The organism is Qipengyuania vesicularis (genome assembly GCF_019711415.1).
Classification (GTDB): domain Bacteria; phylum Pseudomonadota; class Alphaproteobacteria; order Sphingomonadales; family Sphingomonadaceae; genus Qipengyuania; species Qipengyuania vesicularis.
In genome coordinates this window covers 646,891-663,676 of sequence record NZ_JAIGNJ010000002.1, presented here as the reverse complement: position 1 = coordinate 663,676, position 16,786 = coordinate 646,891, and the positions used below count along the sequence as shown (strand labels likewise).

Below are 16,786 nucleotides of genomic sequence, written 5' to 3'. Positions count from 1 at the left end.
TTTGACTTAGGTTGACAAAAGTGGCGGATGATTGTTAGGCCCCTCTCCCAAGGAATATGGGAGGGGAAAATCATGGCAAGAACCAAGACCACGTGTCTGCGAAATTCGCTGAATCGATTTGTCGGTAGCCTGCTCGCAACCACTTCGCTCGTTGCGGCGCCTGCGATCGCCCAGGATGCAGATCCGAAAGTCGATGCTAGCGAGTCCGAGGCGGTAGCGATCCAATCGGAGGATGCCGACACCACGATCGTGGTGGAAGGCATCCGCGGAGTTATCCAAGGCTCGATCGAAGAAAAGCGCGCTTCTGTCGAAGTCTTCGATGCCTTGTCAGCTGACGAAATCGGAGATTTGCCCGCCTTGTCTATCGGTGAAGCGCTGGAGACGCTGACCGGGGCTGGCTCTCACCGTGAGCAGGGTGGTGCGACCGAGATCTCGATTCGCGGTCTTGGCCCATTCCTTGGTTCTACTGTGATCAACGGGCGTGTCGCTACTAATGGTAGCGGGGATCGCTCGGTCAATTTCAGCCAGTTTCCCTCCGAACTCTTCAACAAGGTCGGGATCTACAAGACCCAGGCTGCTAGCTACATCGAAGGCGGGGTTGCGGGTCAGATCGTCCTCGAGACCGTGCGGCCTATCGATTATGGCAAAAGCCGGATCCAGGGTGACTTCAAGGTCAATTACAACCCGGACAACTATGACATTGCCGAAGACCAGCGCCTGCGCGATCTCGGCTATCGCGGTACAATCAGCTACATCGACCAGTTCCAGCTCGGCGGCGGTGAATTGGGAATTTCACTCGGATATGCTCGAAGCAGGACCACCAATCCGGAACAGGAGGCCGGGGTCAGCAACACGATCCGCGCCTGTGTGATTGATCCCACAACTACGAGCGACGGCGTCTTCGATGATGGCAATTGCGATACCAGCTCGAGTACGATTAGCGGACTGCGCGATGGCAGCGTAACCGATGATTTCATCATTGCGCGCAACAGCTATTTTTACCGTCAGAACCGCACGGACGATAAGCGCGATTCCTTCTTCGCGGCCCTTCAGCTTCAGCCCAGCTCGAACCTCGATATCAACTTCGATTTTCAGTATTCGAAGCGTGAGTTCCGCGAGCTGAGAAGCGATCTCATTTTCTCGGAAGGCCGTCGTATCGACGGGCCGGGCGACCCCAACCGGCTTGATTTTGACCTGATCTATACGGACAGCGGTGCCCTGCGGCAGTTCACGAACGAAGGCCGTATTGAAAGCGTCAGCGAAGATCTCACGCGGAGTGAAGAGTACTATGGCGCAGGGGCCTCGATCGAGTGGGCTGCAACCGATCGCCTTACGCTTTCGGCGGACTTCTCGCATTCGGAAACCTCGCGCTTCGAAGACCAGATCCAGATCCGCATGCGAACGCGCGATACTCTGGACATCTTTGGGAACGATGATCAGTGGCCCGATGGCGTGGAAAGCGATGGCAGCACGCAAAATGACCGTGTCGAAACCGCGATTCTCATCCGCCAGAACGGCTCGGAAATCTTCAACGTGGTCGTTCAGGACTTTGACGTCACAAATCCGGATCTCTTCGCTGGCGATGCCCGGGCACGCTACGATGTGGATCAGAACCGCTTCAATTCTGTTTTCGGTGCGCGGGGCGATGTCGCCTACGAAACCGACGGTTTCTTCACGCTTCTGCAGACCGGTGTACGGTACCAGGAACTTGACTACCGCGCTGCGCCGGGAACCCGAAACGAGGCAACATATGACAGCGACGCGCTTTCGGCTGCAAACCAGACTTGCCGCGTTGACTTTCCCGAAAGCGGATTCCTTTCATCGGTATCTGGCGGCAACCCGCTGGTCACCAATGTTGATGCGAGCGGCAACATCATCGGAACAGCGAATAGCTTCGCTAGCTTCAACGCGATCTGTCTTGCTCAGGTCATGGAGGCTAACGATCCCAGCGGCCTGACGCTCAACGCCAACGGAGTTCCGGAGTTTCCGGAAAGCAACTTCCAGCTCCTGAGCGCGGCCGACGTCATTGAGCGCAGCTGGGCTGGCTATGTGCAGGCGGACTTTGACAGCGATTTCGGATCGCTTCCGGTCCGCGGCAATATCGGCGTGCGAGTGGTCAACACCGAGGTCGATTCTCGCGGTTTCCGCAACCAGCTCACCTCGGTCGTGGACCCGGTATCGGGTGATGTGACATTGGTGGAAGATTCCAGCGAGCCGACCGAAGTGCGCGGTGGAGGCAGCTACACCGAATGGTTGCCAAGCATGAATCTTGTCGCCGAGTTTCAGCCCGATCTCCTAGGTCGTTTCGCGGCGTATCGCGCGCTTTCGAGACCCGACCCATCGGACCTGACGTTCGGACGCAACTTCTCTTCGGCCAATGACGATGGTGATGCGCAGACCATTCAGGATGCGCTGGGTATCGTGACGTCGACCGGTAATCCGTTCACAGACCCACTGCTGTCATGGAATGTGGATGCCGGTCTCGAATGGTATCCGAATCAAGATACGATCCTGGCCTTCAACGCCTATTACAAGAACTTTAGCGGCGGCTTCGAGCAAGCTGGCCAGATCGAGTCCTTTGTAGTTGACGGGGCCCCCGTCGATGCTCTCGTGGCCGTGACACAGACGACCGAGGACAACTCGAACATTGTCGGTATCGAGGTCACCGCGGCGCACCGTCTTAGCTATCTTCCTGCCCCACTTGACGGGCTGGGCTTCAAAATCAGCTACAACTATGCCGATACAAGCTTCGAGTTTGAGGACGACACTTTGGGGGCCATCTCGGTTCTTCAGGACGATGGAAGTTTTGTGACCCAGCCCGGCTTGATCCCGCCCGCAAATCTGTTCGGTTTCTCCAAGCACGTTGCGTCCGTCCAAGCCTATTACTCGCTTGGCGGGTTCGACCTGCAGGGCGTGTGGAAGTACCGCAGCCAGTACTTCCAGCAGTTCATCTCCACTCCGGGCCGCATCCGCTATACTGACGATGTGTCGGTCTTTGAGGCACGTGTGTCGTACAAGATCAACGACAATATCCGCTTCACGCTGGAGGGCTTGAACCTCTTCGGCGAGCCGCGGACCGATTGGCGCGGCACGGACGACAATCTTGGACAGGTTCTCGCATACGGACCGCGCTATTTCGCGGGCGTCCGCTTCAAGTTCTAGGCCAGCTGGCCTATGGCCGGTGCCACCAATTCTCCCGTGGCACCGGCCAACTTGCTGTCTGGAATTATCGTCGCAAACCTGCTTAGAGAAATTGGTATAGGATTTATCACGACGAGTGCGGAGCTGCTCAACGCCATGTCTTCAAAGCGACTATTTCAATCTGTAGCTGAACAGATTGCCACACTGATCGACGAGGGGGCTTATCCTCCCGGTACGCGGCTGCCCGGCGAACGAGAACTGGCCGAGAAGCTGGGTGTGAGCCGCGTGACGATCCGTGAAGCGGAGATTGCGCTTCAGGCCATAGGCAGGCTCGAGATCAAGACGGGTTCGGGTGTCTACGTAAGCGAGAATCCTCCTGCGATGGGGCAGGCCATGCCTCCGGCCAGCGCATTCGAGGTCACGGAAGCGCGACTTCTCATTGAATCAGAGACGGCTGCATTGGCCGCGCATAACATTGACGAGGCTGGGATCGAGAAGCTCGAAGGACTGGTTGAAGCGATGCGATCCGGATCTGAGGAGGAGGCCAACGAAGCAGACGAGATGTTCCATCTCACCATTGCCGAAGCTTCGAACAACGCAGCAATGGTCCATACGGTCAAATCCTTGTGGCAGATGCGCGAGCAAATACCGGAAGTGAAGCGAACCTATGCGGCTGTATGTATTCACGACACGCAGTCCAGAACCGAAGAACACAAGGCAGTGTTTGATGCAATCAAGGCGCGGGACCCAGCCGGTGCGCGTGCCGCCATGCGTGAACATTTTCACCGCCTTATCGATGCCATGCTCGACGCGACTGAACGTCAAGCGATGGAAGAGGTCCAGCAAAAAGCAAGCGCGAGCCGCGAACGCTTTGCCGCTGCTACTCGCATCTCTTGAATTGGTATGACATTTGGGATGTCATTTTGCATACCAAAGTGATTGACACCTAACCCGCTCCTCGGCTAGCTCCTTGCCCATTCACACGCCAATGGGCGGGAGGGGATTGTGCTGAGATATTGCCTGTTGTTGGCAATGACATTTTTGTTCGCTGCGCCCGCGAGCGCCGAGCATTTCTTCGTCCGCAACCAGAGCGAATACGCCCACGCCTTGAAAGACATCGAGGCTGGCGACATCATCATCCTCGCCAATGGCGAGTGGCGCGACTTTGAAATGGTCATCACTGGCAAGGGACGCAAAGACGCGCCCATCACGGTGATCTCCGAAGAAGCGGGTAAGGTATTCCTGACCGGACAGTCCAGCCTGCGGATTGGTGGTCAGTACATCCTCGTTACGGGTCTCGTCTTCAGGGATGGTTACTCCCCGCGCGGCGAAGTCGTGTCTTTTCGCCGCAACAAGCAGGACCAGGCTCGTCATTCGCGTGTGACCGAAGTTGTGATCGACGGTTTCAGCAAGCCTGACCGCTACGACAGCGACTACTGGGTCGGCATGTATGGCTCGAACAACCGTTTCGACCACAACTACCTCGTCGGGAAAACAAACAAGGGCGTCACCATGGCGGTCCGGCTCGACAGTGAGGAAAGCCGCGAGAACGGACACCGCATCGATCACAACTATTTCGGCCCGCGCCCCGTTCTGGGATCGAACGGCGGGGAAACGCTCAGGATCGGCACCAGCCACTATTCGATGTTCAACTCGAATACGCTGGTGGAGAACAACATCTTCGACCGCACCGATGGCGAGGTGGAAATCATCTCCTCAAAATCGGGAGGCAATATCTTTCGCGGCAACGTATTCCTGAATTCGCGCGGCACCCTGACCCTCCGCCACGGCGACAACAACCTTGTCGAGCGCAATGTCTTCCTCGGAAACGGTAAGGATTACACGGGAGGTATCCGCGTCATCAATCGCGGGCAGACGGTGCGCGGGAATTATATGGAAGGTCTTCGCGGCACCGGCTTCTCCAGCGCGCTGACGGTGATGAACGGCGTACCGAACTCGCCGGTCAATCGCTACGTTCAGGTGCAGGACGCGACCATCGCTAACAATACGGTAATCGACAGCCGCCGCGTCACGCTGGGTGCCGGCGCGGACGAAGAGCGGTCTGCCGCACCCATCGACACGACCTTCACGAACAACTTGCTAGGCGGAACACAGGTTGGGACCTTCCTCGAAGTGGATGCCGATATCTCGGGCATCGAGCGTTCAGGTAACCTGCTCGTCGCAGGCAAAGCGCATAGTGCAGTCGATGATATCGCTCGGGCCACGGTCGAGATGGTACGCGCAGACAATGGCCTACTCTATCCTGCCGACCCCGCGCTTGCGAATATAGGTGCGCCGCGCGACCTTTCGCCGGTCGCGCTCGAACAGGTCGGTCCCAAGTGGTACGCCAAGCCGGGCAACGATGCGCTGTTTGGCTCTTCCGGCACGGTGATCGAAGTGGCTGCCGAAGAAGATGAGCTGGTTGACGCCGCGGCCGCCGCTGGTCCCGGCGATATCCTGATGCTTGCCCCTGGCGAGCATATCGCGAACCGGGTCATCGCCCTCGACAAGACGCTGACTATTCGCGGTGCCGTGGCCGAGGAAGGCGAGGAAACCGTCATCCTCTTCACTCGCCCCGCGCTGGTCGAACTGGGCGAGGGAGGAAACCTCCAGCTCGAAGACATCGCGATCGACGGGAAGCTCGCTCCGGATTCGGTGGGGAATTCTGCCATTCGAACGACGATCTTCCCAATCCAGTCGAACATGAGGATCGAGATGGATCGCGTCACCGTACGCGATCTCAATGTGAACCGCTCGTTCAACGTCCTTACCCTGGGCAAGAGTGCGCTCGCCGACCGGGTAAGCATTCGCAACAGCGCCTTCACGAACATAAGCGGCACGGTCGTTTCCGCCGCATCGGAGACGGATGACTACGGCCAGTACAATGTCGAGTATCTGGAAATCGTGGGCAGCAGCTTCGCCCAGGTGCGAGGGGCCATCGCCGATGTCTATCGCGGCGGTCGCGATGAAAGCACCTTCGGCCCCTTCGTGACGATAACCGGCAATGCGCTTGCCGAGGTGGGCAAGGGCGGCGGGGCGGATACCGCCTCGATCCTGCTCCATGGTGTCCAGACGGCCCGCATCGAGCGCAACGCCTTTGCCGACACGGCCCCTTTGCGGATCGTCCACACGGTCGGTACGCCAGTGAGCGCCGTGATCGAGAACAGCTTCTCCGCCACTCCGCCGCCTGTCTACACCGAGCTTCATTATGAAGGCGAACCGCGGGTGGAAGAGCGTGGCAACACAATGGACGGGGTGGAGGCCGAATGATGCGCGCTGTCCTCATCGCCTCGGTCGCGTTGGCTGGATGTACGCCCGCGTTGGCGGACCATCACGTTGAGGCTGTAAGTGCTGCCGTGCCAGCCGCGCAGCTGCCGCCGCTCTACGCTGCGGAAGTCGAACGGGCGCGCAGCTTTGTCGACGGGATGATGGCGCAGGGCGTAGTCGTCCCAGTACCGAGCGACCCGGGCGGCGGCTTTACTCACGAACAGCACAAGCGCAATTACCGCGCGATTTACCTCGCCGGGCAGCTTTACAGCGTGACCGGCGAAGCGAAATACCGCGACTATGTGCGTGATATGCTGCTCGCCTATGCGGAGCTCTATCCGACGCTTGGAGATCATCCGGCTAAGGCGAACCAGAATGTCGGTCGTCTATTCTGGCAGGTGCTCAATGACGCGGTCTGGCTGGTCCATTCTATACAGGGTTACGGCGATATCCGCGACACGCTGACCGCCTCTGAGCGTCAGCATATCGACCACCAGGTCTTCCGCCGCGCCGCTCACTTTCTTTCCGTCGAATCGGAAGCGACTTTCGACCGGATCCACAACCACGCGACCTGGGCGACCGCGGGCGTCGGCATGACCGGCTACCTGCTCGACGATACCGATATGGTCGATCGCGCGCTGCTTGGTTCGGACAAGAGCGGAGAGACCGGATTCCTTCGCCAGACCGAGCTGCTCTTCTCGCCCGATGGCTACTACACCGAGGGGCCGTACTATCAGCGCTATGCGCTGATGCCATTCATGGTCTTTGCGGATTCCATCGCGAAGAACGATCCCGCGCGTCGCATCTTCGAACACCGCGACGGCATTCTCCTTAAGGCGCTGCAGACGACGATCCAGCTGACCTACGGCGGCTATTTCTTTCCCTTCAATGACGCCATCCGCGACAAGAGCCTCAACACCGACGAGCTCTATCACGGCGTGGCCATCGCCTATGCCGAAACGCGCGATCCGGGCCTTCTGGCCATCGCCGACTGGCAAGACCGCACGATCCTCACCGAGGACGGTCTCGCACTTTCGCGTGACCTTGCAGGGGGCAAGGCTCGCGCATTCCCCTTCCGCTCGCTTCTTCTCTCTGACGGGCCGGACGGGGACCGGGGGGCTGTCGCTATCCTGCGACATGGCGATGGCCCCAATCATACGGCGCTCGTCGCCAAGAACGCCTCGCAAGGCATGGGGCATGGGCACTTCGACAAGCTCAGTTGGCAGCTCTACGACAATGGCAACGAGATCGTGCGCGACTATGGCGCGGCGCGCTTCCTGAATATCGTGGCCAAGGCAGGCGGGCGCTACCTGCCCGAGAACGAGAGCTGGGCGAAACAGACGATCGCCCACAACGCGCTCGTGGTCGACGAAACCAGCCACTTTGGCGGCGATCGACGATTGGCTGACACATCCGTTCCAACCCAGCTCTACTTCTCCGACGCGCAAGACCTGCAGGTCACGAGCGCACGGATCGACAGTGCCTATCCCGAGAAAAGCATTACCATGCTGCGCACGCTGGCCTTGCTCGACGTCGACGGGCTGGACGCCCCCATTATTGTCGATGTGCTGAAAGCGAGTGGGGAGGGCGACCACCGTTTCGACCTGCCACTTCATTATTCGGGTCACATCATGGAAACCGGCTTCGAGGTCGCCCGTAATCTTGCCGGGCGCCCGGTGCTGGGCACTGACGATGGCTACCAGCACATCTGGGTTGACGGGGCGGCATCGCCTTCGGGCGATACGGGCTTCCTGACCTGGATCCTTGATGGGCGCTTCTACACTTACCGTTTCGTCCCGCAGCTGGGCGGCGAGGTCATTCTCGGCGAGAGCGGCGCGAACGATCCCGACTTCAACTTGCGCCGCGAGCCACTGGTGATCCAGCGGGTCGACGGCCACAGCAGTGCACACTTCGTGAGCCTGCTGGAAAGCCACGGGCTTTACGACGGGGCAGCAGAGCAGACTGTCGGCAGCCGCAGCCAGATTGCCTCGCTGCGGCACGAAGTTGCGAACGGCTACGATCTGGTAATTGTCGAGACCAAGAGCGGCAGGAGGACCGCGCTCGCCATGTCCTATTCGGACGATCCCGCTCAGACCCACACAGCGATGATCGATGGCCGCGAAGTGCGCTGGACAGGTTTTGCAGCCCGGATCGCGCTGGATTGAGAGGACGAGAGATGGACAGCCTTGTAAGAGATCATAGCCCCGCCTTCCTGGAAGCCCGAGCAGTCACCAAGGAAGATCTCTGCGGGGGGATCTCGCGCCAGATCCTCGGCTACAGCCCCGACCTGATGGTAGTGCGCGTTTGGTTTGAGGAAGGCGCAGTTGGCGAGGTCCACGCACATCCGCACAGCCAGTCGACCTATGTCGAAAGCGGCAAGTTCGAGGTGTTCATTGATGGCGAGAAGAGGGTGCTGGGCGCGGGCGACGGGTTCTACGTCGCTCCGCATCTGGACCACGGGGCCGTCTGTCTCGAGCCGGGCGTGCTGATCGATACATTCAGCCCCGCGCGCGAGGATTTCTTGGGTGAGGGAGCCTGCTCATGAAGATGCAAGGATTGCGCTGGTGGGTTGTTGGGCTCGTCGCTCTCGCCACGATTATCAACTACATCGATCGCCAGACGATCAACGTACTGTGGCCGGAGAACATCGCGCCCGAGCTGTTCCCGGACATGGACGCGGACGGGCACAAATACATTCTCGGCGTCATCAGCACGGTCTTCATCTTTGCCTATGCGGCAGGGCAAGCGATCTTCGGCAAGATATTCGACTGGGTCGGCACCCGTATGGGTTTCGTGCTGTCCATTGGCATATGGTCGCTCGCCACCGCCGCGCATGCGCTGGCGCAAGGCGTGCTGAGCTTCAGCGTCTTCCGAGCTGTCTTGGGTGTGGCAGAAGCCGGGAACTGGCCTGGCGCGACAAAGGCCAACGCGGAGTGGTTCCCGACAAAGGAGCGCGCGCTCGCTCAGGGTATTTTCAACTCCGGCGCCGCCATTGGCGGCATCATTTCGATTCCGCTGATCGGCTACATGGCCGTGTTCCTCGACTGGAAAATCATCTTCGTGATCGTCGGTCTGGTCGGCCTGCTTTGGCTCGTACCCTGGTGGTTTATCGTCAAGGCTCCGCCGCAGTCGCACGACTGGCTCACCGATGAGGAGCGCGAGTACATCCTAACCGGTCAGAAGGCCCCTGATGCCGCGAGTGACGATGACGACGGCTACAACCCGCCGACCGGAGAACTTCTGAAGCGCAAGGAAAGCTGGGGCGTCATCATCGCTTCGGCGGCGATCGACCCGATCTGGTGGCTCTTCATCATCTGGATCCCAACCTATCTGGTCGAGGTGCACAACTTCAACGTGAAGGACATTGCGGCTTCGGGATGGTTGCCATTCGTCGGTGCCATGCTGGGCGCCTGGTTCGGTGGACTGCTTGCACAGAACCGATTGAAGTCGGGTTGGAGCGTCAATGCTACTCGCAAGCTCACCATTACTCTGGGCTGCCTGATCATGCTGCCAGCGCTGTTGGCACTGTCGGCCGCCACAACACCGTGGGCTGCACTGTGGCTAATGTTTACCATCCTTTTTGGCTTCCAGACTGCGATCGGCAACGTGCAGACTCTCCCCAGCGATCTATACGGCAAAGGCACCGTCGGCACTCTCTCGGGCATCTCAGGGATGGCCGCCAAACTGAGCGCAGCCGCGCTTACATACCTCGTGCCGATCATGACAGCAGGGGCAAACTACTTTTCGGTTTTCGTACTGGGTGCCGGCCTAGCCATTACCGCGATCGCGGCCGTCTGGTTGCTGTGCGGCGAGATCAAACCATTGAAACCCAAAGCCGCCTGAGGCGGCTCACTCTCTTTACAGACGGGGACCTACACATGAAACTCAAGGGCAAAACCGCCATCGTCACCGGGGGCAGCAGGGACATCGGTCGCGCGATTTCGGTCAAACTGGCAAGCGAGGGCGCGAATGTCGTCGTCAATTGGTTTGATAGCGAATCCGATGCGGACGCAACGGTTGCCGAAATCGAAGCTGCGGGAGGCGGCAGGGCCATCAAGGTCCATGGCGACATGACCAAGGGCGCTTCAGCACAGGCGCTTGTGGCCGCGGCCCGCGAAGCCTTCGGCAGTGAGATTCACATCCTTGCGAACGTCGTCGGTGGGCTAGTGGCGCGCAAGACGCTGGATGAGATGGACGAAGAGTTCTTCAACTTTCTCATGCAGCTCAACATGACATCGACCTTCCTGATGACGAAAGCCGCCGTCCCGCACATGCCCGAAGGATCGGCCATCGTGAATTTCGCTTCGCTTGCCGGGCGCGATGGTGGGGGCCCCGGTGCAAGCGCCTACGCATCCTCCAAGGGCGCAGTCATGACCTGGACGCGCGCCATGGCCAAGGAACTGGGCCCCAAGGGTATCCGCGTGAACTCGCTCTGTCCCGGAATGATCGCCACGAAATTCCACGATGACTTCACCAAGGACGAGGCGCGCAAGAATGTCGCAAATTCGACACCGTTGCGTCGTGAAGGCCGTGCCGCGGAATGCGCCGCTACTGTCGCCTATCTTGCATCTGACGAGGCATCCTTCCTCACCGGAGTGAATCTGGACATCAACGGCGGTCTTGCCTTCTCTTGATGAGATCAACTTCGAGCGGGCATTAGCTATGACTACCTTCATCTTCGGCGAAGCGATGCTGGAGTATCACACGCATGGAGGGGAGGGTCTTCGATATGGCGGCGATACTCTCAATACAGCGATCCATCTTGCAAGAGCCGGTCACGAAGTCTCCTACGTGACTGCTGTCGGGACCGATCCGATTAGCGATGCACTGGTGGAAGCGTGGAAGGGCGAAGGCGTGGATACGCGTCATGTATTGCGTCACCCCCACCTCAACCCAGGTATCTATGCAATCCATCTCGACGAGCATGGCGAACGAAGCTTCCTCTATTGGCGCGATCGCAGCGCTGCGAGGGAGATGTTCGAACTGCCCGGAATGGAAATGGCACTGACTGACGCCGCTGATGCCCGGCTCGTATATTTCAGCCATATCTCGCTCGCCATCGTCGACGAGTCGGGGCGTAGCAGCCTCTTCGATCTTGCGAGGAAGCGGAAGGCAGCCGGACGAGCCGTCGCCTACGATAGTAACTTCCGTCCAGCTCTCTGGTCTGATCTCGAGGAAGCCCGGACAGTATCCCGACAAGCAATGGAAGCAGCGACGATCGGACTTCCGACAAACTCCGATGAGCGCGAGCTTTGGGGGTTCGAGGATGGTGAGATCGAGATCGCAAAGCGCTGGCTTTCTGCAGGGCAGGAGGCTGTTGCGGTCAAGGCGGCCGAAAAAGGCTGTGTGGTAGGCACCTCTCAAACAAAGGTACCGTATCTGCTCGATGCAATGCCCACCAATGTCGTGGACTCAAGTGGGGCAGGCGATGGCTTTAACGCCGGATTTCTTGGCGGTTGGCTCGAAGACAGGTCCCTGGATGCGTGCGTTGAGGATGGTCAGGCATTGGCCCGCGCTACGCTCGGTCATCAGGGCGCGATCAAACTTTAGACGGTGCTCGCCCTCGACTGAGACTAGTTGCGATCCGACTGACAGCACCGCCACCGGCTTTCCCCACAGTGCACCAGTCCTGGCGGCTGTCGCGATGGGCACAATCGTCTCTCGGAAAATAAGCGCTGGTCAATTGTCCGCGAGCGGTTAGCACTGGATCGATGGACGGATCGCTCGGTCTCACTATTGTCAGCTGTATCGCGGTCATGGCGCTCGTGGCCTGGGTCAGCTGGCGCAAGACGCGTGGCTCGGTCGAAACGCGGGAAGGCTATTTCCTTGCCGGACGCGGGCTGACCGCGGGGTTCATCGCCGGATCCCTCCTGCTGACCAACCTGTCCGCTGAACAGCTGATCGGCCTCAACGGCTCGGCCTACGGTTACAACATGTCGAGCATGGCGTGGGAAGTGACTGCAGCGGTCGCGACCGTGGCGATGGCCTTCCTGTTCCTGCCGCGATACCTCGCCGGAGCCTTCACGACCTTGCCCGAATTCCTTGCCGAGCGGTTCGACCAGACGGTGAGGCGGATGTCGGTCCTGCTGTTCATGCTCGGCTACGGCCTCGTGACGATCCCTTCCGTGCTCTACTCCGGATCGCTTGCGGTGATGCAGTTCTTCGACGTGCCGCAAATGAGCGGCCTCGACACTTTTCCGGCGCTGGTCGTCACGGTGGTCACTATCGGAGTGATCGGAGCCGCCTATGCGGTCTTCGGCGGTCTCAGGGCGGTTGCTGTGTCGGACACGTTGAACGGCATCGGCCTGCTCTTCATCGGCCTGCTCGTGCCGATACTAGGCGTCTTACTCTTGGGCGATGGCAGCTTTACCGGCGGCATGGAGCGCCTGCTGGGCGAGCATCCGGATAAGCTCGATGCCATAGGGGCGGCAGGCGACCCGACGCCTTTCGGCACGATTTTCACCGGCATGATCTTCGCCAATCTCTTCTACTGGTGCACGAACCAGTATGTGATCCAGCGGACGCTGGGCGCACGTTCGCTCGCCGAGGGACAGAAGGGCGTACTGGCATCGGGCTTCTTCAAGCTGATGGTGCCCTTCATGATGATGATCCCCGGCATTATCGCCTTCCACCTCTACGGGCCCGGTTTCGGGACGATTGACGAGGCCTATCCGCGGCTGGTCGAGGATGTGCTTCCGCCCTATCTCGCCGGCCTGTTCCTTGCAGTCCTGCTGGGCGCGGTGTTCAGCTCATTCAACTCCCTGCTCAACAGCGCGGCAACGCTTTTCACGCTCGATATCTATGCCCCGTTGCGGCGCGCCGAGCCGAGTGACGCGCATCTGGTGAGGGTGGCCAAGATTGCCAGCGTGGTAATCGCCCTGTTCTCCTTCGCGGTTGCCCCGCTGCTGTACTTCGCGGAGGAAGGCCTGTGGCAGGTCGTGCGTGTCTTCACCGGCTTCTACAACATCCCGACCGTGGTGATCGTGATCATGGGGCTGTTCACCCGCCGGGTCCCGGCGCTCGGCGCGAAGCTGGTGATCGTCTTTCACGTGACGGCATATGGGCTGCTGCGCTTCGTATTCGATGATGTCGTGACGCTGCACTTCATCCACCAGTACGCCGTGCTATTCGTGATCGAAGTGGGGATCATGCTGGCCGCCGGTGCGTGGCGCCCCAGGGCAGTCCCCTATGTCCCGCCGAGCAAGGAGAAGGTCGACATGACGCCTTGGCGCCTCGGCCGCCCTGTCGCCTTTACACTGCTGTCCTGCGTGGTGGGTCTCTACGTCTTGTTCTCGAAGATCGGCCTTGCGAACTCTGGCTCGTCCGGCATGGCCTTCACTGTTGCGATGCTATCGCTTCTCGCGGCCAATCTCGTCGTCTGGATATTCGCGCTTCGGCGCCCCCGCACTAGCTGACGAGCGAAGCGAGTACGCGGCGTTTCCCCGAAAAGGGGCGCCGTCCGTGCATCACCGCGAAATTGTCGACCAGCACCACGTCACCAGCCTGCCATTGGTGATCGTGGGCCAATTCATCGGAGAGCTGGATCACACTACGCATGTGTTCGGCGAGGATAGGCTCGCCATCGCCGAAGGTTATCGCCCTTGCGGGATCGTTGCGCGCATCGGACCAGCCGCGAAAGGCCGCGATGAGCTGATTGAAGAAGGTCTCCCTCCCATCAAGCAAGGTGCGAACCGCAGGAAGCACGGGTGTGGTGGCGCGCAGGCTATCGTCGTCGCGCCATTCCCAGTCATAGCCAAGCGACGCAAGCCGCGCCTCGGCCGCTTCGCGTGTGTCGACACCCAGAGTGCTACGCCAGCTGCGGCCTTGCCCCGAACCGGCGTCATTCTCGTCTGGCATAACATTGGAATACCGCACGCCGCGCGCCGCGAAGGCTTCTGCCTGGGCTGCATCGGCATCCTTCATCCGGGAATAAAGCAGGTCGGATCGGCAAAGCGGTGTGGCCCCGCCTTCATGGGGCGCAATCTCGCAGTAAAAGAACAGCTTCGATGGGTAGAGCGGGGTCTGCGCCATCTCATGATGGAGGTATATCTCGGTGCTCGGCGGGGCCTCGTTGGCCGTGAAGACACGCTCGGTCACATTGACGCGGACCGCGTTGCTGAGCGATTCCGAATAGGTGAAACCAGCCTCGCCATAGGCCTCGACCGCCGCGTCGAAGGCTTGAGGATCGGGAACGTCGAACCCGCGCATGAGCACGGCACCCTTGTCCTGAAGCAGCGCGTCAACGTCCTGCTTGTGGTCTGCGAGCCAGTGGTCGAGCCGGCCCGAACCCCCGATCACTCCCGGAATGCTGTCCATAGCGCTGCGCCTAATCGTAGATGGGGTGGAAGGTGCCGAATGCGGCTTCGGTGAACACGCCGGGGTCGTTGAAGCGTCGGCCCTGGTCGAGCGCCGAGATCGCGTCCATTTCATCCGCGCTGAGCTCGAAATCGAACAGGTCCAGATTCTCGCGCATGCGCTCCGGCTTCGATGTCTTCGGAATAATCGATGTCCCGCGCTGGACACCCCAGCGAAGGACGATCTGCGCAGGCGACTTGCCGTGCGCACTGGCTGCCTGCTGGACCACGGGTTCGGTCAAGACGCTGTCGCTCTTGCCGGCCATGTCCAGCTCCACGTAGGAAAGGGCGCCGAGCGGGGAGAACGCGGTTACCTCGAGGCCATAGTCTCGCGCGAGGCGGATCAGCTTGGGCTGCACGAGATAGGGATGCGCCTCGATCTGGAGGGCATAGGGTCCGATCTGCGCGTAGCTCATCAAATCGTGGAGCAATCCGCTGTTGTAATTACACACACCGATCCGCCGGACGAGACCTTTTCCGACCAGCTCTTCCATAGCTCCCCAGGTCCTGTGCAGGGGAACGCGCGCCCGCTTCATTGACGGATTGCTGGCCGAAGGATCGTGGATCCATTCGGGCGGGTAGCGCGCGTCGATCGGTAAATATTCGAGCGCGATGGGAAAGTGCACGAGGTATAGGTCGAGATAGTCGAGACCGAGATCGGCGAGCGACTTGCGACATCCTTCCTCGACATGCTCGGGAGCGTGGAAGGTGTTCCACAGCTTCGAGGTGATCCATAAATCCTCGCGGGTCACCAGCCCATCGGCGATGGCACGCGCAATCCCTTCGCCAACTTCTGCCTCGTTGCCGTAATCCGCTGCGCAATCGAGGTGGCGGTATCCCGCAGCGATTGCTTCATAGGCGATGTCGGCAGCCTTTTCGCGGGCGACTTTCCAGAATCCGAAACCGATGGCGGGGATGGAATCAGGCAAAGGGTTGCTCCTTGGTGAAGTCGATTGTGACCGGCAGTCCGGTGGAGATGGATTGCTGGGCCGCCGCGCCCATGACGACCGATCGATAACCGTCTTGCGCGCTCACTTCGGGCGGGCTGCCCTCGTTCAAGGCGTCACAGAACCGGCGGAGCTGGAAATAGGTCGCGCCGTGGTGGTCGCCCGCGGCCAGCGCTTCGGCAGGGGTGTCGACGGTTTCAACAATGGGGCCGCTACGGTCGCGCGGCGACCAGGTGACTTTTGCAGCGGGGATGGCAACATCGAGCCTGCCCTTGCCGCCGAGCGCGTAGATTTCTTCCTGCTGTTCTGCACCCTCGGCGAACATGCTTAGATCCAGAACTGCGCGTGCGCCACCGGCGAAGTCGATCGTCACGAATGCGTTGTCGAGAATGTCGGGCACCTTGCCATCGTATCGCTCGTCAAGATGGTTTTCATCCTGCCCGCCACTGGCGAAAATGCGCACCGGCTCGTCGCGCAAAGTGTGTCGCATGAGGTCGAAGAAATGGCAGCATTTCTCGACCAGAGTGCCGCCCGTATTGGCATTGAAACGGTTCCAGTCGCCGACCTTGGGCAGGAAAGGGAAGCGGTGTTCGCGGACGTACATCATCCGCACTGCTCCAGTTTCGCCTCCGTGGACCCGTTCGATGAACCGGCTGACAGGCGGCATGTAGCGATATTCGAGGCCGACCCAGAACAGCGCCGGATAGCCTTCGGCGAGCCGCGCGATCTCGCGCGCATGCTCCACCGTGGTGCAGAGCGGTTTCTCGACTAGGATGGCAGGTCGGTACGGCATGATCTCGTGCAGGACCGCGAAGTGGGTGTAGTTGGGCGAGGCGAAAATCACCGCATCGGGCTTGATCGCCGCCATCAGATCAGAGATGTCCTCGAAAAATTCGGGGTCTTGTCCCAATGAGCCGGAAAGCTGCCGAGCCGCATCGCGCGATCCGGCGTCGGGATCGGCAATCGCGACGAGTTCGAGTTGCTCTACCAGCGCGATATTGCGCATGTGTTCGCGGCCCATCATCCCGCAGCCGATTATCGCGATAGAAACGCCGGACATCCTGAGACTTTCTTTGG

Annotated in this window: 12 protein-coding genes; 9 read left to right on the top strand and 3 right to left on the bottom strand. The window is 60.0% G+C overall.

What is annotated here, in order from left to right:
* Nucleotides 1–72 precede the first annotated feature (72 nt).
* The 9 genes from K3146_RS08690 to K3146_RS08650 all read left to right on the top strand — a co-directional run bounded on the left by K3146_RS08690 (nt 73) and on the right by K3146_RS08650 (nt 13,823).
* Entirely contained in the window at nt 73–3,162 is a 3,090-nt protein-coding gene (locus tag K3146_RS08690) for a TonB-dependent receptor (protein WP_221545865.1), read from the top strand.
* 12 nt (nt 3,163–3,174) lie between these two features.
* Nucleotides 3,175–4,038, top strand: coding sequence for a FadR/GntR family transcriptional regulator (locus tag K3146_RS08685; RefSeq protein ID WP_247711132.1), 864 nt, complete (start codon nt 3,175–3,177; stop codon nt 4,036–4,038).
* Between the two features lie 135 nt (nt 4,039–4,173).
* Nucleotides 4,174–6,411, top strand: a complete 2,238-nt coding sequence (locus K3146_RS08680) for a polysaccharide lyase 6 family protein (RefSeq protein WP_221545864.1) — start codon at nt 4,174–4,176, stop codon at nt 6,409–6,411.
* On the top strand, nt 6,408–8,573 hold the full coding sequence (locus K3146_RS08675) for an alginate lyase family protein (protein WP_221545863.1): 2,166 nt from the start codon (nt 6,408–6,410) through the stop codon (nt 8,571–8,573). Before K3146_RS08680 ends, K3146_RS08675 begins: the two co-directional genes overlap by 4 nt.
* Nucleotides 8,574–8,584: 11 nt before the next feature.
* Nucleotides 8,585–8,953 (top strand): cupin domain-containing protein, encoded by a 369-nt coding sequence (locus K3146_RS08670; protein ID WP_221545862.1) that lies wholly within the window; start codon nt 8,585–8,587, stop codon nt 8,951–8,953.
* Nucleotides 8,950–10,251: an MFS transporter gene (locus tag K3146_RS08665; RefSeq protein ID WP_221545861.1), complete on the top strand. Its 1,302-nt coding sequence runs from the start codon at nt 8,950–8,952 to the stop codon at nt 10,249–10,251. The genes K3146_RS08670 and K3146_RS08665 overlap by 4 nt, the downstream gene beginning before the upstream one ends.
* Before the next feature lie 35 nt (nt 10,252–10,286).
* Nucleotides 10,287–11,042 (top strand): SDR family NAD(P)-dependent oxidoreductase, encoded by a 756-nt coding sequence (locus tag K3146_RS08660; RefSeq protein WP_221545860.1) that lies wholly within the window; start codon nt 10,287–10,289, stop codon nt 11,040–11,042.
* Nucleotides 11,029–11,958 carry a sugar kinase gene (locus K3146_RS08655; protein ID WP_221545859.1) on the top strand — a complete coding sequence of 310 codons (930 nt, stop codon included), beginning with the start codon at nt 11,029–11,031 and terminating at the stop codon, nt 11,956–11,958. Before K3146_RS08660 ends, K3146_RS08655 begins: the two co-directional genes overlap by 14 nt.
* Before the next feature lie 161 nt (nt 11,959–12,119).
* A complete protein-coding gene (locus K3146_RS08650) occupies nt 12,120–13,823 on the top strand; it encodes a solute:sodium symporter family transporter (RefSeq protein WP_221545858.1) in 1,704 nt (567 codons plus the stop codon).
* Here the strand turns inward: K3146_RS08650 and K3146_RS08645 are convergent.
* The 3 genes from K3146_RS08645 to K3146_RS08635 are packed head-to-tail and all read right to left on the bottom strand — an operon-like array spanning nt 13,816 to nt 16,769.
* Nucleotides 13,816–14,724, bottom strand: coding sequence for a TauD/TfdA family dioxygenase (locus tag K3146_RS08645; RefSeq protein ID WP_221545857.1), 909 nt, complete (start codon nt 14,722–14,724; stop codon nt 13,816–13,818). The genes K3146_RS08650 and K3146_RS08645 overlap by 8 nt on opposite strands.
* A gap of 10 nt (nt 14,725–14,734) precedes the next feature.
* Nucleotides 14,735–15,691, bottom strand: coding sequence for an aldo/keto reductase (locus tag K3146_RS08640; protein WP_221545856.1), 957 nt, complete (start codon nt 15,689–15,691; stop codon nt 14,735–14,737).
* Nucleotides 15,684–16,769, bottom strand: a complete 1,086-nt coding sequence (locus K3146_RS08635) for a Gfo/Idh/MocA family protein (protein ID WP_221545855.1) — start codon at nt 16,767–16,769, stop codon at nt 15,684–15,686. The genes K3146_RS08640 and K3146_RS08635 overlap by 8 nt, the downstream gene beginning before the upstream one ends.
* Nucleotides 16,770–16,786: the final 17 nt, after the last annotated feature.

What these genes read in the sequence shown, in the direction of transcription:
- K3146_RS08690 (WP_221545865.1), top strand. Translation starts at nt 73, where the DNA reads ATGGCAAGAACCAAGACCACGTGTCTGCGAAATTCGCTGAATCGATTT.
- K3146_RS08685 (WP_247711132.1), top strand. Translation starts at nt 3,175, where the DNA reads ATGGCCGGTGCCACCAATTCTCCCGTGGCACCGGCCAACTTGCTGTCT.
- K3146_RS08680 (WP_221545864.1), top strand. Translation starts at nt 4,174, where the DNA reads ATGACATTTTTGTTCGCTGCGCCCGCGAGCGCCGAGCATTTCTTCGTC.
- K3146_RS08675 (WP_221545863.1), top strand. Translation starts at nt 6,408, where the DNA reads ATGATGCGCGCTGTCCTCATCGCCTCGGTCGCGTTGGCTGGATGTACG.
- K3146_RS08670 (WP_221545862.1), top strand. Translation starts at nt 8,585, where the DNA reads ATGGACAGCCTTGTAAGAGATCATAGCCCCGCCTTCCTGGAAGCCCGA.
- K3146_RS08665 (WP_221545861.1), top strand. Translation starts at nt 8,950, where the DNA reads ATGAAGATGCAAGGATTGCGCTGGTGGGTTGTTGGGCTCGTCGCTCTC.
- K3146_RS08660 (WP_221545860.1), top strand. Translation starts at nt 10,287, where the DNA reads ATGAAACTCAAGGGCAAAACCGCCATCGTCACCGGGGGCAGCAGGGAC.
- K3146_RS08650 (WP_221545858.1), top strand. Translation starts at nt 12,120, where the DNA reads ATGGACGGATCGCTCGGTCTCACTATTGTCAGCTGTATCGCGGTCATG.
- K3146_RS08645 (WP_221545857.1), bottom strand. Translation starts at nt 14,724, where the DNA reads ATGGACAGCATTCCGGGAGTGATCGGGGGTTCGGGCCGGCTCGACCAC.
- K3146_RS08635 (WP_221545855.1), bottom strand. Translation starts at nt 16,769, where the DNA reads ATGTCCGGCGTTTCTATCGCGATAATCGGCTGCGGGATGATGGGCCGC.